Raw genomic sequence first — 24,636 nt, 5'->3', positions numbered from 1 at the left:
ATTAATAGAAACTTTTCGAGTTTGAATTCAGTGTATACAACAAAGCCCATCCATACCATGCCGTCGGAAGTGGTGAAATATGGTTTCTAGATTCTGTGTTGAATGTAAAAATTTCGAGGATCGAATGGAGATAGACGGCGTGGTCTTATGCGCTAGAGGGCATCGTCCCGGTGTTGCCTGCCAAGAATTTCAAGACCTGTTTGAAGGCGCTAAAGCTATAGCATCTAAGACAAGGTTTTGCATAGAATGTAAAAATTTCGAGGATAGAACAGACATAGATGGTGTTGTTGTATGTGCAAGGGGACATTACCCTGGAGTCAGTTGTCCAGATTTTCAAGACAGAACCGTGGATATCTTCTACTCATATATCTACTGGAGCTACCTTTACAGCACAGGCAAGGTTGATGAGGGTAAGGCTTACTGGGAGGCAAAGCTTTCAAGAAAGCTTTCACCCCAAGAACTTGCATACGCCGTCCTAATGGAATATTTCAGCCTAGGCTTAGACCACTCCGACTTTATTAGATGTTGGAACGTTGCAAGAAAAGTTTATGGACAGAAAATGCCGGAGATCCAGAAAATTCTGGACGCAGCCTTGGAAAGGTACAAATTGTTTGGTGAAAGAACAGATTTGAAAAGGGTTTTCTCAGACATGCTCTATGCAGGAAAATCCCCAGGGGATGTTGTCGTTGGGATTTCTAGGGGCTTTTATAAAGGGTGGAGTGATTAATCATGGCAAATGAAATAATCTTTAAGGAAGAGTTGGCTCCAGAGGTTAAGCTAATAAAAGTAAGGGCGCCATCGATCGCGAAAAAGGCAAAATCAGGACAGTTCATAATTTTAAGGGTGGATGAGGATGGCGAAAGAATCCCCTTAACCCTAATAGACTGGGATCCTAAAGAAGGCACAATAACCCTGGTGTTTAAGGAGGTTGGGGCGTCCACAAAGGAGCTTGGAAAACTGGAAGTTGGGGACGCTATCCACGATCTGGTGGGACCGCTTGGAAAACCAAGCGAAATTGCCCTCCATAGCAAAGTGTGTGTAATCGGTAGGGGAGTTGCCATTGCAGCAGCTTACGAGAGGGCTAAGAAAATGAAGGAGGCAGGCAATAACGTGACAGCCATAATCAGTGCCAGAACAGCTAAACAGTTAATCTTCAAGGATCAGCTTAGGGGGGTATGCGACAAACTCTACATAGTTACCGACGACGGCTCAGAAGGAGCGAAGGGGTATGCCAACGATTTTCTCAGAACCCTTCTAGAGTCTGGGGAGAGGTTTGATTTAGTTTACGCTGTTGGGGCGGCAACTTTAATGAGGTCAATTTCAGAAACAACCAAACCCTACAAAATTAAAACAATTGTCAGCCTCAACTCCTTAATGGTGGATGGGACAGGCATGTGTGGTTGCTGCCGTGTAACAGTTGGCGGTAAACCTATGTTTGCATGTGTCGACGGTCCGGACTTTGACGCTCATCTAGTGGACTTTGAGGAGTTCAGAGCCAGAATCCACATGTACGATGAGGAAGAAAGAGTCGCCCTAAAAATCGCTGGTGAATGTGGATGCAAAAGCTAGAATTTAGACTAAAACAAGTTAGGATGCCAGAACTTCCAATTGATGAACGTTTGAAAACTTTTGACGAGGTAGCTTTGGGATACTCTGAAGAGCAAGCCTTGGCCGAAGCGGCAAGATGCCTCCAATGCACACGCCCTCTATGTGTGGAAATGTGTCCATTACACGTTGACATACCTGAATTTATAAAACTTGTCAGGTTAGGCGATTATGAGGAAGCCGCCGAAAAAATCCGTCAGAAAAACTGTATGCCGTCAGTATGCGGAAGGGTATGCCCACAAGAAGCCTTATGTGTCATGGGATGCAAAAATACCATAGGCGATCCAATAAATATAGGAGCCCTTGAAAGGTTTGTTGCCGATTGGGAATTAGAAACTGGAGCAACTGTTCCTGAAATAGCGCCGTCAACTGGGAAAAGCGTGGCTGTTGTTGGAAGCGGTCCGGCAGGTTTAAGCGTGGCGACAGAATTGGCGAGAAGGGGACACCATGTAGTCGTTTTTGAGGCACTACATGAACCAGGCGGCGTTTTAATCTACGGCATACCAGAGTTTCGCCTTCCAAAGAAAGTTGTTAAAAAAGAAATTGATTATGTTAAAAAGCTTGGGGTTGAAATAAAAACAAACGTTATTGTGGGCAAAACGCTGACAATAGACGACCTCTTCGACGAAGGCTTCAATGCTGTTTTCCTAGGCACTGGAGCAGGCTTACCTAAGCTTTTAGGCATTCCGGGAGAGAACCTATGCGGTGTCTACTCCCTAAACGAGTTCCTTCTCAGAATAAACCTCATGAAGGCAGGCCTATTCCCTCACAAAAGTAAAACTCCAATAAAAGTTCGAGGCAGAGTTGCAATACTGGGTGCAAGAGGGATGGATGCTGCAAGGTCCGCCCTCAGGCTTGGAGCTGAAGAAGCCTGCATATTCTACCAAAGAAAAGTTGTGGGAAGAGCCGACGACGTAAGGCGAGGGTTAGAAGAAGGCGTAAAAATGCAACCATCAACAAAGCCTATTAGGCTTATAGGCGACGAGAAACGATGGGTAAAACTCGTCGAACTCATAAAATTAAAGCCGGGACAACCAGACAGGACAGGTAAACCAAAGCTAATTCCAGAATCAGGCTCAGAATTCCTATACAGCGCAGAAACAGTCATTGTTGCAACGGAGCACATACCCAACACAATAGCAGCGGCAAACACCACACGAAGCATTAAAATTGCAGAAAAGAACAAAACAATAATAGTCAACCAAGAGACCCTAGAGGCAGCAAACGGAATTTTCGCAGGAGGCGACGTGGTAAGCGGCGCCGCGTCAGTCATAAAAGCCATAGAAGCAGGTAAAAGGGCAGCCCAATCAATAAACACATACATTTCAAAACATTAAAAACGAGTGTAGTTTCATCTTTATTTTGGTGATTAATCATATTCTTTTCATTTCCTCAATGGGAACCAAACAATGAGAAGCAAAAGTTTCAATTTTTGCTCCTCCCTCCAAGAGGGCTGCTGCTAGGGCAAGTCCACCAACCATACATAACCCAAACCTATCCATGGACACTGGCACACCGAGCACAGGTTCATTAGGAACGCCAAAAGCTAAAACGCCTCCCCACCCCCTTTCCTTCAACGTCGTAACAATTTTATGTGTTCTTTCCCTAGCTTCAGCCACGATCTCCCTCATGCCCACAGGCAAAACACCAGATCCAGTTTTAACAACTTTCAAAACCGAAGTCTGGTTGCTTCTAATGAAAAGCTCAAGCGGAGAAATCGTCGTCCCCTCATAGGATATCATATCAACAAAACGTAAAGGTTTACCATTCACCACTTGAACCAAACCGCCATACCTAAAAAATAATGGAATCCCGGAACGGATAAGCACTCCGTCCACAGTCAGATCGCAAATTGTGAGAAGACAAATCTTTCCCTCAGGAACAACAATATTTTGATACTCTTCATTCTCATCTAAAACCTTAATGTAGGGAGCCAAAAGCAAATTCGCAAGGTGTAAATCCCTTACTATCTCCAACATTCTATCATGAAAAGACTTATCCACAAGAGAAACATTCGCAACCACCATCCCGGAATCTGCAATATAGTCATATGTAACCGAACAAGCCATCGATAAGAAACGGGTTATAACAAAACCAACCCTCTGAGAAACCAAAGCCCTGCTAAGCTCCTCCAACCCTTGACTGGTTATAGTCCTTCCACTTCGCTCATGCCCAGCAACTAAACCTTTTAGCTCCAGCAATTGAAGATGATACCTCACAGTCCTCTCACTCAGAAAGAAACCCCTCTTCTCCAATTCCCGCTGAAGCAACCTCGACCCGACATGCTCGGCCGACTCACTCAAAACCCTCAATATCTCAGTTTCCAACCTAGAAATCTCCTCAGCAGACTTAACCATACGCCATCACAAGAGAATGCTCCTAAATAACTTATAAAACTTTCAATACTCAACCCCCAATACTTATCTAAACACAAAAGGCGAAAACAAATCAAAATTTAGCCCCGTAATGAATACTGTGTACAAACCTAATTCTTCTGTTAGTTGTAGTAAATAGAAGAATTTTATAGATGTTGATTTATAAAATGCGTTTGGAGTTGTGGTTGTGTGTCTGGCAGGAAATTGGTTTGTCGTATGTGTGGTGGGGAGCTTTCTGAGGGTGAGGCTGTCCCTGTTTATAAGAGTGTTTTGGATCGTGAGAGTGGCGAGTTGAAGCGTGTTTTGGATTATTATCTTTGTAAATCATGTGATGCTTTTGTGAAGAAAAGAGTAAAAACTTGTTAGTATTTTTTGATTAGGATTTTTTGTGATGGTAGTACGCTTACGAATTGCCACCCTTTTGCCAAATATTTTCCAAGCTCTCTTTCATGTATTATTCTTTGTGGGTTGTGTTTTCCCTCTCTTAGTTTTTTCAGCTCTTTCTCGTAAAGCTCGAGTTCTTCGTCCTTGTTTAGTTCTCTTCCAATCTGCCTTTCTTTTGCAACCTTAACGTCAAGCAGGTCTATTCCAAGGAGGCTTTTGGCCATACTTTTCAAAGCTTCAATTTTGGCTTCCTTAATTATGCTTGATTGTTCTAGGGGTTGGGTTGCCGTGCTTAGGAAGGGCTCGCATTCTTTGTAGGCTTTGCGCATGTCCTCGATCATGTTTGGCGGCAGTACGCCCTTGTTTGTGCTGTATCTGGCTTCTATGTCGCCCTTATGCCCCATAATAAACTGCAGATATGGGTGGCTGATTTTACCTTTAGACTCGGCTATGATCATGTTTGTGTCGCAGTAAGCCCTCAAGACATAAGGCCTCCACTTGAAGCCGGCCCTCAAAATGGCTTCGCGAATATCCCTCGTCACTAAGGTTGTCCTCAAAAACCTGTTCTTTTTAACCCCTCTAGGGTCAAAGCCCAGTAATGGGGAATCTTTACTCAATTCTTCGCCTTGTTTAACTCGCTCCTCCAAATACTCCTCAATGTAGGTTATTGTTTGCTGCGGAACGAATGTGAAGTATTGGTGCCTAGCTTTGCTGAGGCTTTTCCTTACCACGAGCATTGATGGAATTTTTGCGAATTCTATACCGTCTGGGCGGATTTCAGCCTCAACAAAGTCTCCAAGTTTCAAGCCGTCGCTTCCATCATAATTGCCTATGCTCTCAGGCCTTAAACCGCTGAAAGCCATTAGGGCTATTGAAACTCTTCCTCTGGGCGTGGCCATTCTGAGGATTCTGTCCAGCTCTTCTTTGTTTGGCACGCGCTCATCGGCTATTCGTGGCGTATCAGACTCGCCTCTGATGTTAACTTTAAGCTTTACGTTAACGCCATTATAGGAAAGCCAAGAGTTAAGCACTTTCTTGAACCTGGACAGGTAGGAGCCAGCCTTGCCCTCACGCTCCATACGCCTAATAAAGTCTGTGAAGTCATCCCTGAAAGCCTTGGTTTTGGCGGCTTTAAGAATTGCCTTTGGATCAGTCTTGTTAAGCTCGCAGTAGAAACCCAGAGTCCTAAGATAGACAGTAGCGGTGACAATGGACTTAGCGGCCAAATTTTCAAACCAACGCTTGACATCCGCATCATTAAGCAGATGCGCGTACTTAGACCCCATACTCCATCAATTAGAGAGAAGAATGTTCCATATTTAAGGATTCACTTAAAAATCTAAGTGGGCCGGGCCGGATTTGAACCGGCGACCTTTCGGTTATCAGCCGAACGCTCCAGCCAAGCTGAGCTACCGGCCCACACTAGCACCAATTATAATAGAAAGGCATATCATTTCCTTTTAAGGTTTTCAGAATACTTTTAATCGTATAGCAACAATTTTTCCAATAAATACGGGCCCGTGGCCAAGTATGGATTAAGGCGCCGGCCTTCGGAGCCGGAGAACCGGGGTTCAAATCCCCGCGGGCCCGCTTGCTGTGTTCCTTTCTTTGGCAAGATTAGTTTTACATAATTAGTATTTGGCTTATTTGTAGGGTATGTACTCTCTGCCTAGGAGTTCTCTTGCTATAATTATTCTCTGGATATTCATGGTGCCTTCAGCTCCTATGTAATAGGACATTATGCCTCGCAACCCCATTTCCAGTGGGCAGTCTTTTGTGTAGCCCCATGCTCCCATCCAGAGCATAACATGTTCGAAAACTTTGAAGGTGAAGGGCGGCACTTTCAATTTGACGGCTGAGATGTACTTTGTAACTTCCAGTGTTGTGAATCGTCCTCGTTTGTATTTTTCGTCATTCATCCATGCTGTACGATAAACAAGCGACCTTAAAGCTTCAAGTTCAGCCCACAAGTCTGCTAAATCGAATTGAATGCCCTCATACTTGCCAATAGGATTTCTGAAGGCTTTACGCTCCTTGATATATTGCATACCAAGCTCTAGGGCTCTTTGAGCTGCACCAAGGCATGTTGCGCCTATAAGCAGTCTAGCATTGTCGAATCCTTCCATGGCTAAATAGAAGCCTTTGCCTTCCTCGCCTATGCGGTAAGCGTCAGGCAGCCTAACATTATCCATGGCTATACTGCCTGTGGAAATCGCCATTCGCCCCATCTCTTCGAAACGTTTGCCTGTCTCCACACCTGGCGCGTTTATAGGCAAGTAAAAGGCTGTCATACCTCGATGGCTTGCCTCAGGCGGTGGGGGCGAAGTTCTAACAAGTGTGAAGTGTCCTCCGCCAAGCCTTTTGGCTTCCTCGGTTCCACTTATATAGGTTTTCTCGCCGTTCAAAATCCAATGGTCCCCATTCCTTGTTCCCGTAGACTTTATTGCGGCAACGTCTGAGCCGCCGCCAGCTTCGGTTGATGCTATGCCTATGAACGCTTCTCCCTTAGCGGCTTTCCGTATAACCTCCTCTCTGACCTGCTCAGTGCAGTGCTTGTCTGTTACAAAACCCCATGCAGTTTCCACCAAGAAAAACACGGGTACAGCTATGCTTATGTCAGCGTAGCCTAACTCCTCAGCTGCGATACATGCGGTTGTCCAATCTACGCCTGCACCACCATGTTCTTCAGGCACCGTCATAAGCAACAGCCCTAAATCAGCTAAGCCCTTAATGATCTCTCTTGGAATTTCGCCTTTTGTGTCCGTTTCCCTAACTTTTTCTAGTGTAAGCTCTTTGCTGCACCATTCGCGGACAGACTTACGGAAAAGTATTTGCTCTTCAGTGAAAGCAAAATCCACCATAAAAGTTCACCTTCCCAATATCCTTTTATTCATTTTTCACAGCATATAAAAATTGCCAGATTCTAAGCAAAAGCTTTCTAAACAAGAAATTCATATTTTTGCATGACTGGTGAAGGCTTTGAACCTATTCATATTCCTTCTTCTATGGGCTTCTATTTGGTACATGCCCATCCCACTGCGAAAAACTGGTTGGAAAAAATTTGCCCGTGTAATTTCGCTCCTTTTAGGTTTGTTCCTCTTCTTTTCTAATTCAGTTTCTACAGCTGCCCTTAAGCGTCTTCACATACACGCTTGTTTTTCTCAGAGTTTTTGTCGCCTTTGTGGAATTTACCATAACAATAAGGCGAATTAGTACGGAAGAAGTGTCGGAAAGACACCACTACTATTACTACCACCGCCATAGCCGTCTACCATGGAAAATTTCTGCGAAAATAAGGGCGAAGCTGGCTGCAGTTCTATTTTTGGCTTATTTGTTGGCTGTTTCCGGCTTTATGTATTCTGGTAGGTTCAAAGAGTTGCCAACGCCGCGTACTTCAACAATTTCATCCAAATAAGCTCAGGGCTACCTTTCAACAGGGAAATTCCAGACAGCATGGTGTGGCTTGTCACAGGGGAACTTGCAGTTTCCATTGTCAGACGCCACATGTCAGAGTTTGGAAGCAACACTCAAGTTCTAGGCTGCCACATAACGAAAACTCCGGATGGCAAGCTGGTTTGGGTTGCCATCATAGGCTCGACAAGCGTTATAGCCGAAAACTATGTGAAAAGCTTTGTGATAATAAATGCCACAGAACCGCTTGCCCCTCCCAAGGTTTTGAGAAAGGAGTTTAAAGTCGGTGAAAGTTTATGGTTTGATCGCAACATTCACTATGGTTCTTATATGAATGACATTTCTAAATGCTATGGCACAGCCTATGTAACATGGGATTTTGAAACAAATGAGCCGGTTTACGTTGTAACACGCTGCAATATTGGCTTCGACTTGATTAGACGTTATGAAACTCCCATAGTTTACAACGAAGATTATGGCTTACATCCTAAAGCAGAAGACCTTCAGCACATCCCATTGTGGATTACGCAGGTTTATGACGAGGACTGGCTTGAAGAAATGATAAACGAGATGGGAAACTTCGGAAGAGGCGGAGGCTTTGATTATTGGGCCGGAGGCCTCTTGTGGTTTATACCGCCAAGCCGTGAACGCTTCGAAATGACAGAGGGCACCCGCTACATTGTGGATCCAGAAACAGGTGACGTTGTAGCTCTTGTCTGCGTGAATCCTGTTGGCAACAGGCGCACTTTATCCGGCGTTTTTAAATCCACTAGGGGCAGCATACACTTCTACGATTACAGACAAGCCAACTACATTTCCGGCATGACGGCTGAAGATCTTGTGAAGGGAGACTTCCAAAACCAGCAACAGGCTTATACGATGCTGAAATGCCACTACTCTATCCGGTACAAGTTTCACAAGGCAACTATCGCCTCGCGTGGTATGTGCCTATCTACTGGCGAGAAGGCACTGGTGGAAAAGATGAAACCATCTATCTAGCTGGGTTTGCTATTATTGACGCAGAGGAAACGAACAAAATAGCTATAAAAATGCATGAAGAGGGCATGACCAGCGAGCAACTCGTGCGCGCTACGAGGCTTAATTTTCTGAAACTTTTCGGCACAATAACAGAAATAGAAATCACAGCTAAAGTTTTAGGAAAATATGAGTACGTGGAGGATGGCACAACTCACATAGTTCTCCGTTTGGACAATACCACATACCAGTGGGTGGAAGCTACACCAAAAGATCTCCCGGCGCTTCAATGGAACAAGCTTATGGTAACAAAAAATGGTGATACTGTAACTATGCGTCTCGAAAAGCGAGGAGAAAAATGGATAATAATAGCCTTCGAGAACATGGGCATCTAATAGACGGAAACTTTGGCGACACCCTTAACCTTTAAGAACTCAGGGATAAGTTCTCCAGGAATCTTCTTCTCAACAATAAGCGTCAGCTTTGGCTCTGGGGAAAGCTCCGGATCATCCACAATTGCCTGTCTTATACTTAAACCGTTTTTTGCCAGTATCATAGCTGAATTAGCCAATATACCCGGTGTTCTCGCGTCTGCAGGGGTTATCTCAACCACTCCAAATCCAAGATGGCGCGCAATTTCCTTTAAGGAATGCCCAGCTGATCTTAACCCTTCAAAGATTTGACGAAGTTCCCTATTAGCCCTTATAGCTTTTAATGTTTCGTTTACGGTTCTCCTATCCACGCCGGCGGCTTTAGCTATTCGCGCTCGTGGAATTTCAATCTCGTTTAGATAGATTTTTCCGTTTTTGACGGTTAAGCCGTTTTCCACAAGGATTCGAGCCACCTTTAGCCTCTCCGGGTAGTTTTCTAAATGTTGTTTTATAGTATTCCACATTTTTGTTCACCCTTGAATGTACTTTTTTGTGCAATAAAGCATAAATATGTTCATTCCGTCATTATGAATTCCATGTACAAAAATGTGCATAGGTGAAGATAAATGGGCGTTAAACTTCAGAAAAACGAATACTTCATTCTGTTGAGTCAAGATGATATTCCCACGGCGTGGTACAATATTCAGGCAGACCTTCCAGAACCACTTCCACCACCTTTGGATCCAACGACATTGGAGCCCATAGATCCAAAATTGTTAGAGAGAATATTTGCAAAAGAGCTTATAAGGCAGGAAATTTCGACAGAACGCTTCATAAAAATTCCAGATGCAGTTTTAGATGCCTATTTACGGTTACCTCGTCCTACACCATTGTATAGAGCGAGGCGACTTGAGAAGTTCTTGAAAACGCCAGCGAAAATATACTTTAAGTTCGAGAATTTCAGCCCCACCGGAAGCCATAAGACTAACACGGCTATAGCTCAAGCTTACTACAACAAGGAACAGGGCATAAAACGGCTTGTAACCGAAACTGGCGCTGGACAATGGGGCACCGCTTTGGCTTTTGCATGCACTATTTTCGGTTTAAAATGCCGCATATACATGGTTCGCGTTAGCTATACGCAGAAGCCTGGCAGAAGAACCATAGCTCAGCTTTACGGCGCTGAAATGTTTCCGTCGCCAAGCGACCAAACCGAGTTTGGAAGAAAACTTTTGAGGGAAAACCCCAATCATCCAGGCACTTTAGGCATTGCCATAAGCGAAGCCTTAGAAGACACGCTAAACCATGAGGATACGCGCTATTCTTTAGGTTCAGTGTTAAACCATGTATTGTTACACCAGTCCATCATAGGCTTAGAGGCTAAAAAACAATTTGAGATTATAGGTGAATATCCGGACATTGTGTGTGGCTGCATAGGCGGCGGCTCCAACTATGGCGGTTTCTGTTTTCCCTTCATGATGGACAAGCTTAAGGGCAAAGTTGACACTGAGTTTGTTGCCTGCGAGTCTAAAGCTGTTCCACATACGACAAAGGGCGTTTACACCTACGACTTCGGAGATACGGCCAAGCTTACACCCCTCCTGAAAATGTTGACGTTAGGACATGAGTATGCATGTCCGCCAATTCACGCCGGAGGCTTAAGATATCATGGGATGGCGCCCTTAATATCCTATCTGATAACAAAAGGATATATGCGGTCTGTTGCATATCACCAGACAGAAGTGTTCAAGGCAGCTCAAATATTAGCCCAAACAGAGGGCCTAATAATTGCACCAGAAACAGCTCACAGCTTAAAATTCGTCATAGACGAGGCTCTGCGGTGCCGAGAAAAAGGCGAAAAGAAGGTTATAGCCATGAACTACAGCGGCCACGGTCTATTGGACATCGGTGCTTATGAACAATTCCTTGCAGGCAAACTTGCAGATTATGAGCCTGAAAAAATAGAAGTTCCAACTATTGCTCCCAAAAAATAAAACGGTAGATCGTTAACATTTGTAGCTTTTCCCTTTTGTTCTTTTGTCTTACAGCAAGTTTTTTAATAATTTTTGAATACACAGTATTGGGAGTGGAGCTTTTGATTCCAATAAACGCTCCGCAGATAGGGGAAAAAGAAATTGAAGCTGTTGTCAAAGTTTTGAAAAGCGGTGTACTCACCCATGGGCTTGGCACTGGTCCGATGGTTAGAAAATTTGAAGTGGAATTTGCAAGGTTTATGAGATCGAAATATGCCGTGGCCGTCAACAGCGGAACCGCTGCCCTTCACATGGCCGTTGTTGCGACTGGTGTAAAACGCGGAAATGAGGTGGTTCTTCCAAGCTTCACGTTTGTGGCAACAGCGGAGGCAGTGGTGCTAGCTGGAGCAAGGCCTGTCTTTGTAGATATAGACCCTGAAACTTACACTATTTCCCCAGAAGAGGTTGAAAAGGCTATAACAAAACGGACGAAGGCCATAGTCGCCGTAGACCTGTACGGTGCACCAGCAGATATGAAGCCGATACGGGAAATAGCGGACAAGTATGGATTAAAAGTCATAGAGGATGCAGCTCAGGCCCATGGCGCTGTTTACGATGGCAAGCCAGTTGGCGCTTATGCTGATGTTACTTGTTGGAGTTTTTATGGCAGCAAAAACATGACCACCGGCGAGGGCGGTATGATAACAACAAATGACGGCGATTTAGCCGAGAAATTAAGGCTCATACGCTGCCACGGAGAACGGCAAAAATACACATCGAACCTTATAGGCCATAACTACAGAATGCCAGAAATCGAAGCAGCCATAGGCCTTGTTCAACTGGAAAAATTACCGGGGTTTCTAGCTGCGCGAATGAAAAACGCTGAAAGGCTTACCGCAAAACTCTGTACAGCGGAAAAACTGCAACTGCCGAGGGAGCAACCCAACTGCAAAAACAGCTGGTACCTCTATACTGTCAGACTTAAAGGAGCCCCCAGACAGAAGCGAGACGCGGTTGTTGAGCAACTCAAGAGCAAGGGAATTGGCACCGAGGTATACTATCCTTGGCCAATCCATCTAATGCTCCCGTACCGCAGATTCAGGCGATTGAAGCTTACCGAAACAGAAAGAACATCAGAGCAAGTGTTTTCGCTTCCAGTTCACCCGGGCGTAAAAGTCGAGCAAATCGACTTCATAGCAGAGAATGTGCTAAATCTTATCTAAACGCATTTTCCGTCTTAAGCTTTATAGAATTTTTGATTTTGAATTTTCATTTGCTGTTCATAATGCTTATGTAGCTTTCCCATCGTATCGTTTAGAATCATCTCTACAGAGGAGTTTGAATGGAAAAGAAAAAAGTATCCGTTTTTCTGGCTTTTCTTCTATTATCAGTTGTTCTGCAAATTGGTTTGGTTACGCGTTCCTCTTTGGTGATGGCGCACAGCGATGTTTTGTTGTCTGCTTGGACTTGGAACCAGCCAACAATAGACGGTGTCATAAATGCCGCTGAATGGAGTGCAGCGGCAAAAATTAATTTCAGCTTGACTGCTTCAAGCCTTGTATACAATGGTACAATTTATGTTATGAATGACTATGAAAACTTGTATTTGGCTGCAAAGATAACCGATGATGACTTTGGAACCAACGAGAGCACAGTCGACATTTTCGGCTTCTTCTTTGAAAACGACCACGATGGTATACCTCATGAGCAAGGCGACGATGGACTTGTGTGCGCTAGTATCAGTGGACTGCCTCTTGACATTTTTTATGTTGCGGGTGATGGATGGCCCACTGACAGTGCGGATGGTGGAACACAAGACGGAACTGCTTCAGCTTCCGGAGATGGCATCTACAATTATTTTGAGTTTGTTCACCCATTGAATTCAATGGACGATGCTCACGATTTTAGCCTAAAAATTGGAGATGTTGTAGGTTTCTGTGTCGCATATGCTGACAACGGCCTTAACTCATCTCCCAATCCTTTCGATGTTATCTGGGGTTGGCATGACATTAAGATTGCTGCGCCTTTCTGGCAAGGCGACTTAGTGCTTTCAGATAACGACGTTTACATAATCACTGGAGAGTTTAACATTAATGGAAGCATAGTTGTGACAGAAAACGCCACGCTGATTATAGAGAACGCGCATCTGATGTTTACACAAACGGCTCCCTTTCAGTTTAACATCACTCTAAAAGATGCTTTCGGCGGAAAACCACGCTTAATAATGGATAGCATCACTATTAACACGAACACTCATTCCTTCAGAATAGAGCTTTTCGAAAATAGCATAGCGCAGATAGATGGTGCACAATTAGCCCCTAACTGCCCAGTCTACTTGTTGCTGTATGACCTTTCCTCAGCTAAAGTTTCCAACTCCACTTTTACAGAAATATCGCTATGCGAAAACGCATCACTTGTTTTGTCTTCATCACACGTGAGTTTACTAACCGCGTCGGGTTCCTCCTTTATCCGCGCGCACCACGCTTACGTTGAGTCAGTTAACATCAGCGGTTCCTCTGAAGTTAATGCGGAGAATTCAAGGGCTAGCAATGTTTATATGTATAGCTTTTCCGTGCTTCGTGCAGTAAACTCCACAGTCATAACAACAAACGTTCAAGGACGGTCTCTAATTTTTGTCAACTGGTATCTTGACGTTCACGTAGTTGATTCTACTGGGCAGAACGTTCCAGGGGCAAATATAACCGTTGTATGCTCGGATGGAACAGAAACCGCAAGGGAACAGACAAACGCTACCGGATGGGCAAGGCTGACAGTACTCTCCAGCATTATCAATGCGACATGCGAGTATCCGCAAGGCTCCCATAATATCACGGTATCATATGAAACTTACAGCAACACAACCACCATAAATGTAACAAGAAATATGCAGGTTACGGTTATGTTGTCGGATTTCATAATTCCAGAATTCCCGACAGTGCCTCTGCTATTAATGGCGCTTCTCACAGTATCATCCACGGTTCTAGTGTTTCGCATGAACAAAAACGCTAGGGAAAAGCGCTAGTGCTGCGGTCTCTACTCTTTCATTAAATGTCCACCGAATGCTATAGCCCAAAGCAACACCGGATAGGCTATCATGCGTTCCATTCCACCTTTGCCCAACCCTAGGTAAATGTTTGTGGCGAACATCACAAGCGCCGCCAGTGAAGTTAAGCCCAAAACTACAGCGAAATAAGATAAAGGCGGCTTCTGATATCCATGGGAGGCTATGGCGGATAAAGCTCCGAATAGAAATGCAATTAAGGAGACTATTGTGTGCAATATGCCAAAGTCTTCTGGAAATATTCCAACACCCATGGCACCTATTCCGCACAAAACTAGGAAGCCTAGGAAAACCTTTCCGCGGATAGTTCGTCTCAGAAAATAAGTGCCAATTACAACCGTAAACCCAAGCACGAAAACCGACGTGTTGAAAACCGGAGCAGATGCAGCGTCTAATTTTCCTAAGTCGCTTATGTAATTGCTTGAAACGCTATAGTTAGGATAAAGGCATTCAGCAATTAACATGCTTAAAATAAACTGGACAGCACCGACGAATATTAAGGCTCCAGCCGCTTTACCATTAAAATGCTTCATATTCTTTCTAAAATGCTCCATCCCGCTGATAAATTTTAACGTCCGGAGTGCTGGCTGAACGCTTTAAGCAGCTCATCCACACACTTTCCAACGTTCTCGCCGACATAGCCACCCTCCAAAACGAAAAACGTTGGCTTACCGAAAGAAGCCAGCATCTCACCTATTTTTCTGTAAGTTTTCTCAGTTAACCCTAAAGAAGCCAAATCTCCAACGTAAGCATCGAATCCAGCTGAAACAGCAATAACCTCAATTTTCTGCATATTCACCCTTTTTATGGCTTCCTCAAGAGTTTTTAGGTAAACTGTCTCTCCACAATCCGCCGGCAATGGAAAATTTAGGCAATTATCCTCAGAATTGACGCCGGTTCCCGGATAGTGAGGATACCTATGCAGGGAAATAAAGATAACTTTCGGGTCCCTTAAGAAAATTTCCTGTGTGCCGTTTCCATGATGGCCGTCAATGTCTAAAATCAGTGTGGGCTTGCCTAGGTGTTTAACGGCTACGGAGATGTTGTTTATATAACAAAAACCCTTTGTGTAGGCTCCCAAAGCAGCGCCAAATTTGCCAGCATGGTGTCCCGGCGGCCTCATCAGGGAGAAACCGTTTATTTTTGCGGCTAGGATGGCTCCTCCCGCAGAGAGCCTCGCGTATTCATAAATGTTTTCGTAGGCTGGAGTATCAGGGTCTTCAATGTTACCTCGCTTAAGCAGTTGAATATATTCTACACTATGAACTTTAAGTAAGTCTTCTTCGCTTGCTGGTTCGGGTTCGACAAACTCGTAGCCTTTTTCCTTTAATATTTCGTAGGCTATTTGCACCCGCCTCGGGCTCTCAATATGCCACGATCCATACTCCAAACATTTTTCAGAAAATACTATCTTCGGCTTCATATCATGCCACTCCTTTCAGATTATTTTGCTCCTTCACTTTCTCACCTTGAAGACATTATTGCGCGAGTCCCCATGTGGCTAAAGTGGAAGATATGTTAACAGTTTGTTTTTATAAGCTTATACGTTAGGTATTCTCTCTTAACTGTAGGTCATAAGAAGGCGAAAACTTAATGATCTCAGAAAACCCTTTGGCTGAACTGAAAAAAGAATGCGAAGCCTTACTGGAAGAAGCTATAAGCAAACTCCAAATAGAAAACTTGCCTACAAAAAAGTTCACCTTTGAAAAGCCTCCAATCTGGGATTTTGGGCAACTTGCCACATCCATCTGCTTTGAAATTGCAAGACACATGGATGAAAAGCCTCTGATTCTGGCGCATCGTCTGGTCCAAGCTATGGACAAGTCAAAGTACTCGCTTGTGAAGGAAGCCACAGCAGCTGGTGGAGGTTACATAAACTTTTACGTTAACTTTGAACGTTTTTCAGCCTTGACAATAGAATCCGTCCGAAAATTAGACGCTGACTATGGACTAGTTAAAGTTGAAAAACCATTGAGGATTATTGTTGAGCATACGAGTGTGAATCCGCTTCATCCAATTCACATTGGACAAGCTAGAAACCCCATGTTAGGTGACGCCCTTGCACGCATCTTATCTGCGAGAGGACACACGGTGTTCCGTCACTATTACGTGGACGACGTTGGAAGACAAACAGCCGTAATTGCATATGGATATGAGAAGCTCGAAAGACCAAAACCAATGGAAAAGTCAGATCACTTCATAGGAAAAATCTACACTATAACAAGCTGCCTCGTCGAAATAAACAGGCTTAAACGAGAACTTGAAAGGGCGAAGACTGTTTCAGCTGAAGAAGAAATCCTAAAAATCAATAGAGAACTTGACGATTGGATGTCCATAGCATTTGAACTGAAACAAAAACATCCGGAACTTTTTGAAAAGCTTCTACAAAAGATAGGTGAAGACCAGGATCCGGAAGAAAGAATAAGCGAGCTAAACAGAGCCTATGAAGCCGGAGACGAAAAGGCTAAAAAGCTCATCCGTGAAGTGAGCCAACTATGCCTTGAAGGTTTCAAGGAAACATTGAGCCGAGCTGGTGTGTTTTATGATTCTTGGGACTGGGAAAGTGACCTTGTGTGGAATGGACTGGTCGCAGAAACTCTTCAGAAACTTAAACAAACGCCTTACGTTTCCGTTCTTGGTGGTGTTCTCGAATTTGAAGCCGGAAAAGTTGTTGAAGACTTGAACCTACGAGAAAAACTTGGCTTAAGAAAGGACTATGAAGTGCCAAGTTTAACGCTTGTCCGAGCTGATGGCACAACGTTGTATACTACCAGAGACATAGCCTACACTTTATGGAAGTTTAGGAAAGCTGAAAGATGTATAAACGTCATTGGAATGGAGCAATCGCTTGCACAGCTTCAATTAAAAATAGCATTATACGCCTTGGGCTACGGCAAATACGCCGAAAACCTGACCCACTTCGCATATAACTTGGTAACTTTGCCAGGCTACAAAATGTCAAGCCGTCGAGGACGCTACATAACCTTAGACGAAGTTTTAGACGAAGCCACGAGAAGAGCTTACGAAGAGGTCTCAAAGCGTTCACCCCAGCTTTCTGAAGGGGAAAAACATAGGGTTGCTGAAATTGTGGGCATAGGTGCTGTCCGTTACGCGCTTGTGGAAGTTGACCCAGCTAAACCAGTCGAATTTAACTGGGACCGCGTTTTAAACTTTGAGAAGAACAGTGCACCTTACATTCAGTACTCGCATGCACGAGCATGCAGCATAATGCGTAAGGCTGCAAGAAAACCTGAAAAACCGGATTACAGCCTCCTAAAGGAAAGGCTTGAGCACGAACTTGTTTTCGCTCTTGCAGAATTTCCGGAAAACTTTGTTGAAGCTGCTGAAACCCTTAAACCAAACCTCATAGCTGAATACGCAAACGCTCTGGCCGATAAATTCAACACGTTTTACAATGGCTTTCCAGTTATTAAAGCTGAACCGCCCGAACTTAGCGACGCAAGACTGGCGCTTGTTGATGCTGTCCGAATAGTTTTAAGAAACGCCCTAAACCTTATAGGAATAACAGCGCCAGAAAGAATGTAACTTTTTATGGTGCACCTTGAATTATCGCTGTTGCAGCGCTTGTTCCTATGCGGTTGGCGCCCGCCTCAATCATGGCTATAGCATCCGTATAAGTTCTTATACCGCCGGCAGCTTTAACTCCAAAATCTTTTCCAACAACTTGACGCATAAGCTTGACATCCTCCACCGTGACACCTTTGCCAAAAAGACCCGTAGAAGTTTTAACGAAGTCCGCCCCAACCTCCTTAACAATCTTACATGCGGCAACCTTCTCTTCATTTGTTAGTAATGGAGTTTCAATTATCACTTTAACGATTATGTCGCTATATAATCGTTTTACCGCCACTACCGCTTCGATGTCCCGCTTAACCAGATCATAGTCGCCGGATTTGAAAGCGCTGAGGTTCATAACCATGTCAAGCTCACATGCCCCATCCTCTACAGCTTTAACAGCCTCCAAAGCCTTAATGTCGGACAAAGAAACCCCAAATGGAAAACCCACTGTGGAGCCAACCTTGACATCTGTGCCCCTCAATCTAGACGCTGCAAGACGCACATAAACGGGGTTCACAATGACGCATCTAAAACCATACTGGACAGCTTCTCGGCAAAGCTTTTCAACTTCACTCCTTGTGGCTGTAGCCTTAACCATTGTGGAATCAATAAGCTTGGCCAATAGCTCTCTCGAAACAACCAACAAGCACACCTTAAAATTATAAGATCACGAACCCAACTATTAATGATTTCTTCCAAAGCTTAAAAAGTAATTTGTCCTGTCGCTGTTGTCATTTCCTCAACTATAATTTCCATAAGGTTTATGCGCGTTTAAAAAAGTAAGCTAACTTTTATCTTTTGTGTTAACTAAAAATAGAATTTGGTTAGCGAGGCGTATGAAAAAGCGAGAAAGGATATGCGTAGCAATAGGAGGTTTTCTCATAATGATTGGGGCAATTTTGACAGGAGTAACCTTGCTAATTTTATTCAACCTTATTGACACCACAGTCTTTCAACATGAACTACACATGTCCTTGCTGATGTTAACTCTCTTTTTGATTGGAATATTAGATTTCACAGCTGGGATAATACTGTTGCGGAGATAAATGCCTATGAAATTTATAAGGGCTATTTCAAAAGCAATTGGTTTGTTGCAAGCTCTTATTGGCGGTATATCGTTAATTTTTGCGTTTCTTCTGTTCTATAATTTCTTCAATGTTCAATCTATTTTTGGCTTCTCCGGAGACAATATAGAATTTTACATGCTGGTTTTTATGGTGTTTGGCTTCTTTTCAGTTGTAAGTGGTTTACTGCTTTTCTATGAATAAAGGAGACGGTGCAGATGGGTGAGCTGCATTTAAAACGGGAGCTGGGTCTTCTGCGCGCGACAATGTTAGGGATTGGAGGCACGTTAAGCGCGGGCAATTTCGTTATAATAGGTCACGCTGCAGGTCTAGCAGGATACGGTATTGTTCCGGTGGTCTTTATTTGCGGCATCATAAGTTTGCTAACAATGTTCAGCTACTGCGAATTAGGAACAGCTATTCCTAAGGCTGGAGGAGAATACACTTTCGCAAAGGCAGCATATGGCGGCTTCATCAGTTTTATTACTGGATGGTTTGAATGGGTAAGTAACATGTTCTACGCAGCGCTATCTTCCATAGGCTTTGCGTATGTTATTTCTTATATTTTTCCCAAAATCAATATTCCGTTAACAGCGGCACTTGTAGTGATCATTTTCACAATTATCAACATAAGAGGGGTTAAAGAAACGGGAACTGTTGAAACCCTAATAACCGCTTTAGTGCTTGCCATATTGGGCATTTACATTTTAAGAGGCTGGCCCCATACACAACAGGCACAAGCACCCATTTTATCACCTCCAACTAACTGGTTAGGAATTTTTGCGGCTATCGCCTACCTTTTTGAACTTTACCTTGGAGCAGAGGCTGTTGCTGCAGCTCAAGCTGAAATAAAAAATCCCGAGAAAAACATTCCACGGGCAATAATACTGTCGTCGATTGTGCTGATTGCACTATATACGAGTATAGTGTATGTTGCCGTCAGCGTTGTTCCCCCCGAAGTTCTTAGCAAGCAACCCTCACCCATCGCTTTTGTCGCGGAACAAGTAATGGGACCGATTGGAGGCATCTTAGTGACAATTGGCTTGGCAATTGCTGGGTTAGCCGCGACAAATGAAGCTATTATGGCTCAGTCGAGGGTTCTATACGCCATGGGTAGAGACGGTTATTTCCCACAAAAAGTTTCTAAAATTCATAAGCGCTTCGGCACACCCTATATTGCAGTAACAATAAGCGCTGTTTTCACCCTATTTTTTACGGCCACCGGACTCGTAAACTTTGTGGTTTACGCAGTTAATCTCGGTTTTATCGTCGGTTTTTCGATCGTCAACTTGTCAGTAATAAAACTTCGAAAAGAGAAACCATACTTGGAAAGACCTTTTAAAGCACCTTTTTATCCCTTAACGCCTATCGCAGGATTAGCTGCCTCAATTTTCCTTGTAGCCTTCATTGAACCAGCAGTTTTGATTTTGGGTTTAGAACTCAGCATTATAGCCTTGTTTGTCTATTACATTAGAATGGTGGGCTATCACCGTCTACGCATCGCTTTTGGAGGAATGAGCCTTGGCACAGGTGTTTTCGCCTCCTTCACAGCCTACCTCATAAGAACAAGCCAAATAACGCTAAACAGCGTATCAGCAGAAGCAATCTTCTATATACTGATTTTTGTAAGTGCTGTACAAATTTTAGCAGGAGTTTTTAATATAACAACATCAGAATAGGAAATTAAAATGCCCACAAGACTTAATACTAGGGGACATCTACCTTTACAAATCGAAACTTCATGCCTCGAAAACGTAGAAAAAGTTATATCCGCCCACGGACGTCACATACGTCAATCTACAGCAGCTCGGACAACCTCATAACAGACACCACAGGAGAAGAGCGCTTTAAAGTATTTGAAGTTTGCTCTCGCATGCGCAAATACACTGCTGCTTTGCTTATAACCAGCGCAAGCCTCTCCACATTTATGCTACTCTTGCAGTTTTTTATAAATACCCAAATGTTCCTCATATCTCAGCTGAAACCTTTCACCATCATTGCAACAAGCTTCATGGGAATAACTAATCTAGTTTGTGGACTACTGTTATTAGCTACAGAGTGAATCAAAATTTCAACAGAATTCTTAGCGGGCCCGCGGGGATTTGAACCCCGGTTCTCCGGCTCCGGAGGCCTACGCGCATGTCACGGCTTCTCCATGATACATGTTCGGCGCCTTAATCCTTGCTGGGCTACGGGCCCATCTTTTAAGGGAAGTTAAGCTTTTTCTAGGAATTAATGATTATCGGTGCTGTATAGGGCTTTTAAATTTCTATAAGCTCATCGTTTAACCACCACGCTTTTTTCTTGCCAGTTTTTTCGCCTGGATAGTATTCTATTATTGGTTTGCCGAGTTGTTTTTTGGAGTTTTTCTCTATCCTTTTAAGCCTGTTCAATATCAGCCACCTATTTGTTTTCAAGTATTCAGCTATCTCAGGCGTTGTGGCACCTTTATAGTGTATTAGGTAATCTATGATCTTATGGTCTAATTCGTCTAAGCAGAAGGCGTAGGGGTTTGCTTTGCCTCTTTCATGTGTAAGAAGCTCCAAGTCTGCGAGATACTTTCTTATTTGGGAGAATTCAGCCTCAAGCTTTTCTAATCGTCTTTCAATTTCGAGAATCTTGTCCGGCCTCGGCGTTTTTTGAAGTTTCTCAATTATAGCGTCTCTTATGAAGTTACTTCTTTCGCCTTCTGGAACCCGCAAGACTAGTTCTTGATAAACTTCTTCAGGAATTTTCACGGAAACCACTTTTAACTCGCTCATATTACCACCGCTAGGCTAATGTTAACTATTCCCTATTTTCTTCGGTAAACCTTTTAAAAGCTAGAGGTTCTAACTTTTAACCGTAATCTGCTTGGCAAAGTGGGTATTTCATGGCCAAGAAAACCACGATTTCAATTATAAAATGTGATGTAGGTTCCCTGGCTGGACACCATGTGGTTCCTAAACCATTACTTGAAATAGCAAATAGAAACCTTGAAAAAGCTAAGGAAAAAGGCTTAATAAACAGTTACTATGTTTTCAACGTTGGAGACGACTTACAGCTTCTTATGGTGCATGAGAGGGGTGAGTCAAACCGGGAAATTCACCAGCTTGCATGGAACACCTTCCAAGAGGCTGCTAGTAAAGCTTTAGAGCTGAAGCTTTACGGAGCGGGGCAAGACTTGTTGAAAAATGCTTTCAGCGGGAACATTCGTGGATTAGGCCCTGGTGTAGCTGAAATGGAAATTGAAGAACGCAAATCAGACCCAATAGTAGTTTTTGCAGCAGACAAAACATCAGCTGGATGCTTTAACTTGCCACTTTTCCGCATTTTTGCGGATCCAATGAACACTGCTGGCCTCGTTATAGATCCAAACATGGCTGGAGGTTTCAAGTTCGAGGTTGTGGACACAAAGGAAGGAAAGAAAGTTGTCCTTAAATGTCCAGAAGAAATGTATGAGCTTGTAGCGTTAATAGGCACTGTTGAACGATACATAGTTTCAAGGGTTTGGCGAGCCCGAGACGATTTAATATGCGCTTCAAGCAGCGTAACAAAGCTTTCACTTATTGCTGGAAAATACGTTGGAAAAGATGACCCCGTCATGATTGTACGCGCTCAGTATGGCTTACCGGCTGTCGGCGAAATTCTTGTACCTTTTATGCATAGCTACCTTGTGGCAGGTTGGATGCGAGGAAGCCACTGGGGACCCATAATGCCCGTGGGGTTGAATGACGCACGGTGCACAATTTTTGATGGTCCTCCAAGACTTGTGGCTTTAGGCTTCCAAGTTTGTAACGGGACAATAGCGAGCGACGATGAAGGCAACCCTATGATAGCAGACTTTTTCGCAGATCCAGCTTTTGAAAAGGCAAGGAAGGAAGCCTTGAAGCTTGCAGCCATGCTTAGGCACATGGGCGAATTTGAGCCAGCCCGCTTAGGCGTCGAATCCATGGAGTACACAACTTTGCCTCAGATCATTGAAAAGCTTAAGGAAAAGTTTGTGCCAGTCTAACAAATTTACTGGTTGTTCCATGCGGATTTTCTCAGTTTTACAATTTTTTGATGCCTCTTCCTCATATATACTTCGAGTCAGCCTTTAAATCCAAAAGTTTGAATATTAACTTATGAAGTCAACCAAAATTTTAACCATGATAAACCCTAATAGAAGGATTTTTTATAATAATGTTTGCTGAAGGGCTCAGTTTGGCTGTAGAAAGACTTTCGACTGGCGTGCATGCTCTTGACAAAATGCTTGCAGGCGGTATTCCAAGAGGTTTCTGTGTAGCCGTCACTGGTGAACCGGGCACCGGGAAAACTATTCTATGTATTCATTTCATTGCGCAAGGTTTATCCGACGAAGACAAGTGTATTTATGTGACAACTGAGGAAAGTAGAGAGTCTATAGTAACGCAGGCTGCACAGTTCGGCTTCGACTTTGCCAGCGCTATAAAAAATGGAAGACTTGTTTTGATTGACGCTTTGATGGGAACCGAAGATCAGTGGACCATTAAAACATTAAGCGTTGAAGAGCTTGTAAACAAGGTTATTGAGGCGAAAAAGGCTTTGGGTTATGGGAGAGCCCGCTTAGTTATTGATTCGCTTTCAGCTTTTTGGCTTGACAAGCCTGCCATGGCACGACGGCATTCCTATTTTGTCAAGAAGGTTTTAGCAAAATGGGGCTTCACCATTTTGGCGACATCCCAATATGCCATAACCACTTCTGAGGCTTTCGGCTGGGGCGTCGAGCACATAGCAGATGGCATAATAAGGTTTAGGCGTTTTGTACGAAACGGCGTTTTAAAGCGTTATTTGCTTGTAGAAAAAATGCGACAAACGTATCATAGTCTCCAAATGCACGAAATCGCCATTGAACCTGGAAAAGGACTTGTGATTCTGGGACCGGTGGAGGAACGTATAGAAGATATAGCTTTGCCCAGAAAAGTTATGGAGAAGATTGAGAGGACGATGGAGAAAAGAAGGTTTGAACAACCGGAATCTAGTCCTTGAACATTATTCTAGACTGGATGTTCAAAAAGAAATAGCGGGCTTCTGCGCCTAAAGGTGGATTGCAACTCATTGCGTAAACGAAAAGGGTGAATTGGTTTTCAGAAGATACATTAAGGGCAAACCACTAACAGTCAAGGAGGTAAGAGATTTCCAAGAACTTTTGAGAGCAATGAATTTTCAAGTGAGAACCATTTATGCGTCAGCTAACAAATACCGCTCAGTGAATAATGTTGGAGACGTGCGCGCACTTTCAAATGTAGCCCGCTGCACTCCAACATGGGATGTTAACAGCAAACTTTCAAACTGGCAGGAGACCATAGCTGTTGCAAAGCGAATAATTGCTTTTCTCGAAAACGAAGGTGTGAAAGATTCCGTTTACATTAAATGGTCTGGGAACGGTTGCCACATCCACATTCACGAAGAAGCAATCTCTGAAGACGCTCTCAACGGAGCACATCCATTAGACTTGGCTTACGCTATCGTGGAGTATGTAAATCTTCATGCATTGCCAAAGATCTCTGAAAAACTATGCGCTGGAAATATACGTGTCGAAAATAGGATGGATGCTGGTAGAGTCTTCACATGCCCATTAAGTTTTCATCGTAAATTAAACGTGGTTTGTGTATGCCTAAAACCAAATAAAGTTGACAGCTTCTCCACAGAATGGATTCAACCAAAAAAGTTTAAACATAACCCTGCCTGGCGAAACTTCAAAAAGAGGGAAGCTGACGCCCTTGCCACAAAAGCTTACGAATCAATCGGAGGTTACATAGGCTCATGGAGAGGAAAAAAGCCCAAAAACAAAAGACTTGACAAGCAGATAAACGAGTGGCTCCGAAAATTTTGATT

22 protein-coding genes and 3 tRNA genes are annotated in these 24,636 nt (G+C 43.7%); 15 read left to right on the top strand and 10 right to left on the bottom strand.

The genetic code is table 11. From position 1 onward, the window contains the following. Positions 1-79: 79 nt before the first annotated feature. The 3 genes from KEJ24_03770 to gltA are packed head-to-tail and all read left to right on the top strand — an operon-like array spanning position 80 to position 2,942. Positions 80-727, top strand: a complete 648-nt coding sequence (locus KEJ24_03770) for a hypothetical protein (GenBank protein ID MBS7646935.1) — start codon at positions 80-82, stop codon at positions 725-727. Positions 728-729: 2 nt separating this feature from the next. Continuing rightward, positions 730-1,569: a sulfide/dihydroorotate dehydrogenase-like FAD/NAD-binding protein gene (locus KEJ24_03765; protein ID MBS7646934.1), complete on the top strand. Its 840-nt coding sequence runs from the start codon at positions 730-732 to the stop codon at positions 1,567-1,569. Continuing rightward, positions 1,557-2,942, top strand: a complete 1,386-nt coding sequence (gene gltA / locus KEJ24_03760; protein MBS7646933.1) for an NADPH-dependent glutamate synthase — start codon at positions 1,557-1,559, stop codon at positions 2,940-2,942. Before KEJ24_03765 ends, gltA begins: the two co-directional genes overlap by 13 nt. Positions 2,943-2,978: 36 nt before the next feature. Here gltA and KEJ24_03755 read toward each other — a convergent pair whose 3' ends face one another. From KEJ24_03755 to KEJ24_03745, 3 genes are all read right to left on the bottom strand, one after another. Then, positions 2,979-3,962: a DUF128 domain-containing protein gene (locus tag KEJ24_03755; GenBank protein MBS7646932.1), complete on the bottom strand. Its 984-nt coding sequence runs from the start codon at positions 3,960-3,962 to the stop codon at positions 2,979-2,981. A 380-nt stretch (positions 3,963-4,342) separates the two neighbouring features. Further along, positions 4,343-5,650, bottom strand: coding sequence for a site-specific integrase (locus KEJ24_03750; protein MBS7646931.1), 1,308 nt, complete (start codon positions 5,648-5,650; stop codon positions 4,343-4,345). Positions 5,651-5,708: 58 nt separating this feature from the next. Next, positions 5,709-5,783, bottom strand: a tRNA-Ile gene (locus KEJ24_03745). 95 nt (positions 5,784-5,878) lie between these two features. Here KEJ24_03745 and KEJ24_03740 point away from each other — a divergent pair. Further along, positions 5,879-5,954: transfer RNA gene (locus tag KEJ24_03740), tRNA-Arg, on the top strand. A gap of 53 nt (positions 5,955-6,007) precedes the next feature. Here the strand turns inward: KEJ24_03740 and KEJ24_03735 are convergent. After that, a complete protein-coding gene (locus KEJ24_03735) occupies positions 6,008-7,222 on the bottom strand; it encodes an acyl-CoA/acyl-ACP dehydrogenase (GenBank protein ID MBS7646930.1) in 1,215 nt (404 codons plus the stop codon). Positions 7,223-7,817: 595 nt separating this feature from the next. Here KEJ24_03735 and KEJ24_03730 point away from each other — a divergent pair. Together KEJ24_03730 and KEJ24_03725 are read left to right on the top strand one after the other, a co-directional pair. Continuing rightward, complete coding sequence (locus KEJ24_03730; protein ID MBS7646929.1) at positions 7,818-8,774, top strand: hypothetical protein; 957 nt, start codon at positions 7,818-7,820, stop codon at positions 8,772-8,774. After that, entirely contained in the window at positions 8,720-9,145 is a 426-nt protein-coding gene (locus KEJ24_03725) for a hypothetical protein (protein MBS7646928.1), read from the top strand. The genes KEJ24_03730 and KEJ24_03725 overlap by 55 nt, the downstream gene beginning before the upstream one ends. On the opposite strand, the gene KEJ24_03720 is transcribed toward KEJ24_03725, so the two are convergent. Beyond that, a complete protein-coding gene (locus KEJ24_03720) occupies positions 9,142-9,645 on the bottom strand; it encodes an amino acid-binding protein (protein ID MBS7646927.1) in 504 nt (167 codons plus the stop codon). The two genes, KEJ24_03725 and KEJ24_03720, sit on opposite strands and share 4 nt — an antisense overlap. Before the next feature lie 102 nt (positions 9,646-9,747). Here KEJ24_03720 and KEJ24_03715 point away from each other — a divergent pair, with 102 nt between their 5' ends. The 3 genes from KEJ24_03715 (at position 9,748) to KEJ24_03705 (ending at position 14,116) form a co-directional block, all read left to right on the top strand. Beyond that, the gene (locus KEJ24_03715; protein ID MBS7646926.1) at positions 9,748-11,115 is read left to right on the top strand and encodes a TrpB-like pyridoxal phosphate-dependent enzyme; all 1,368 of its coding nucleotides are present in this window, start codon (positions 9,748-9,750) and stop codon (positions 11,113-11,115) included. A gap of 101 nt (positions 11,116-11,216) precedes the next feature. After that, positions 11,217-12,317, top strand: coding sequence for a DegT/DnrJ/EryC1/StrS family aminotransferase (locus KEJ24_03710; GenBank protein MBS7646925.1), 1,101 nt, complete (start codon positions 11,217-11,219; stop codon positions 12,315-12,317). A gap of 119 nt (positions 12,318-12,436) precedes the next feature. Then, positions 12,437-14,116 (top strand): hypothetical protein, encoded by a 1,680-nt coding sequence (locus tag KEJ24_03705; GenBank protein MBS7646924.1) that lies wholly within the window; start codon positions 12,437-12,439, stop codon positions 14,114-14,116. Between the two features lie 11 nt (positions 14,117-14,127). Here KEJ24_03705 and KEJ24_03700 read toward each other — a convergent pair whose 3' ends face one another. Together KEJ24_03700 and KEJ24_03695 are read right to left on the bottom strand one after the other, a co-directional pair. Next, the gene (locus tag KEJ24_03700; GenBank protein MBS7646923.1) at positions 14,128-14,688 is read right to left on the bottom strand and encodes a DUF998 domain-containing protein; all 561 of its coding nucleotides are present in this window, start codon (positions 14,686-14,688) and stop codon (positions 14,128-14,130) included. Between the two features lie 35 nt (positions 14,689-14,723). Next, entirely contained in the window at positions 14,724-15,578 is an 855-nt protein-coding gene (locus KEJ24_03695) for a histone deacetylase (GenBank protein ID MBS7646922.1), read from the bottom strand. 170 nt (positions 15,579-15,748) lie between these two features. Between KEJ24_03695 and KEJ24_03690 the strand changes: the two genes are divergently transcribed. Further along, complete coding sequence (locus KEJ24_03690) at positions 15,749-17,701, top strand: arginine--tRNA ligase (protein ID MBS7646921.1); 1,953 nt, start codon at positions 15,749-15,751, stop codon at positions 17,699-17,701. 4 nt (positions 17,702-17,705) lie between these two features. On the opposite strand, the gene deoC is transcribed toward KEJ24_03690, so the two are convergent. After that, complete coding sequence (gene deoC / locus KEJ24_03685) at positions 17,706-18,377, bottom strand: deoxyribose-phosphate aldolase (GenBank protein MBS7646920.1); 672 nt, start codon at positions 18,375-18,377, stop codon at positions 17,706-17,708. 193 nt (positions 18,378-18,570) lie between these two features. Here deoC and KEJ24_03680 point away from each other — a divergent pair, with 193 nt between their 5' ends. After that, on the top strand, positions 18,571-18,780 hold the full coding sequence (locus KEJ24_03680) for a hypothetical protein (GenBank protein ID MBS7646919.1): 210 nt from the start codon (positions 18,571-18,573) through the stop codon (positions 18,778-18,780). Positions 18,781-19,016: 236 nt separating this feature from the next. Next, positions 19,017-20,477 (top strand): amino acid permease, encoded by a 1,461-nt coding sequence (locus KEJ24_03675; protein ID MBS7646918.1) that lies wholly within the window; start codon positions 19,017-19,019, stop codon positions 20,475-20,477. 408 nt (positions 20,478-20,885) lie between these two features. Here the strand turns inward: KEJ24_03675 and KEJ24_03670 are convergent. Together KEJ24_03670 and KEJ24_03665 are read right to left on the bottom strand one after the other, a co-directional pair. Further along, a tRNA-Arg gene (locus KEJ24_03670) sits at positions 20,886-20,997 on the bottom strand. A 62-nt stretch (positions 20,998-21,059) separates the two neighbouring features. Next, on the bottom strand, positions 21,060-21,560 hold the full coding sequence (locus tag KEJ24_03665) for a hypothetical protein (GenBank protein MBS7646917.1): 501 nt from the start codon (positions 21,558-21,560) through the stop codon (positions 21,060-21,062). A 110-nt stretch (positions 21,561-21,670) separates the two neighbouring features. On the opposite strand from KEJ24_03665, the gene KEJ24_03660 reads away from it, so the two are divergent. The 3 genes from KEJ24_03660 (at position 21,671) to KEJ24_03650 (ending at position 24,634) form a co-directional block, all read left to right on the top strand. Continuing rightward, on the top strand, positions 21,671-22,792 hold the full coding sequence (locus KEJ24_03660) for a fructose 1,6-bisphosphatase (GenBank protein MBS7646916.1): 1,122 nt from the start codon (positions 21,671-21,673) through the stop codon (positions 22,790-22,792). Positions 22,793-22,962: 170 nt separating this feature from the next. Then, positions 22,963-23,787: a KaiC domain-containing protein gene (locus KEJ24_03655; protein MBS7646915.1), complete on the top strand. Its 825-nt coding sequence runs from the start codon at positions 22,963-22,965 to the stop codon at positions 23,785-23,787. 91 nt (positions 23,788-23,878) lie between these two features. Beyond that, positions 23,879-24,634 (top strand): hypothetical protein, encoded by a 756-nt coding sequence (locus KEJ24_03650; GenBank protein MBS7646914.1) that lies wholly within the window; start codon positions 23,879-23,881, stop codon positions 24,632-24,634. Positions 24,635-24,636 lie beyond the last annotated feature (2 nt).

It is taken from the genome of Candidatus Bathyarchaeota archaeon (genome assembly GCA_018396705.1).
Taxonomy (GTDB): domain Archaea; phylum Thermoproteota; class Bathyarchaeia; order Bathyarchaeales; family Bathycorpusculaceae; genus DRVP01.
Note: the sequence above shows the minus strand (reverse complement) of the source record. Positions and strands in the feature narration are given on the sequence as shown.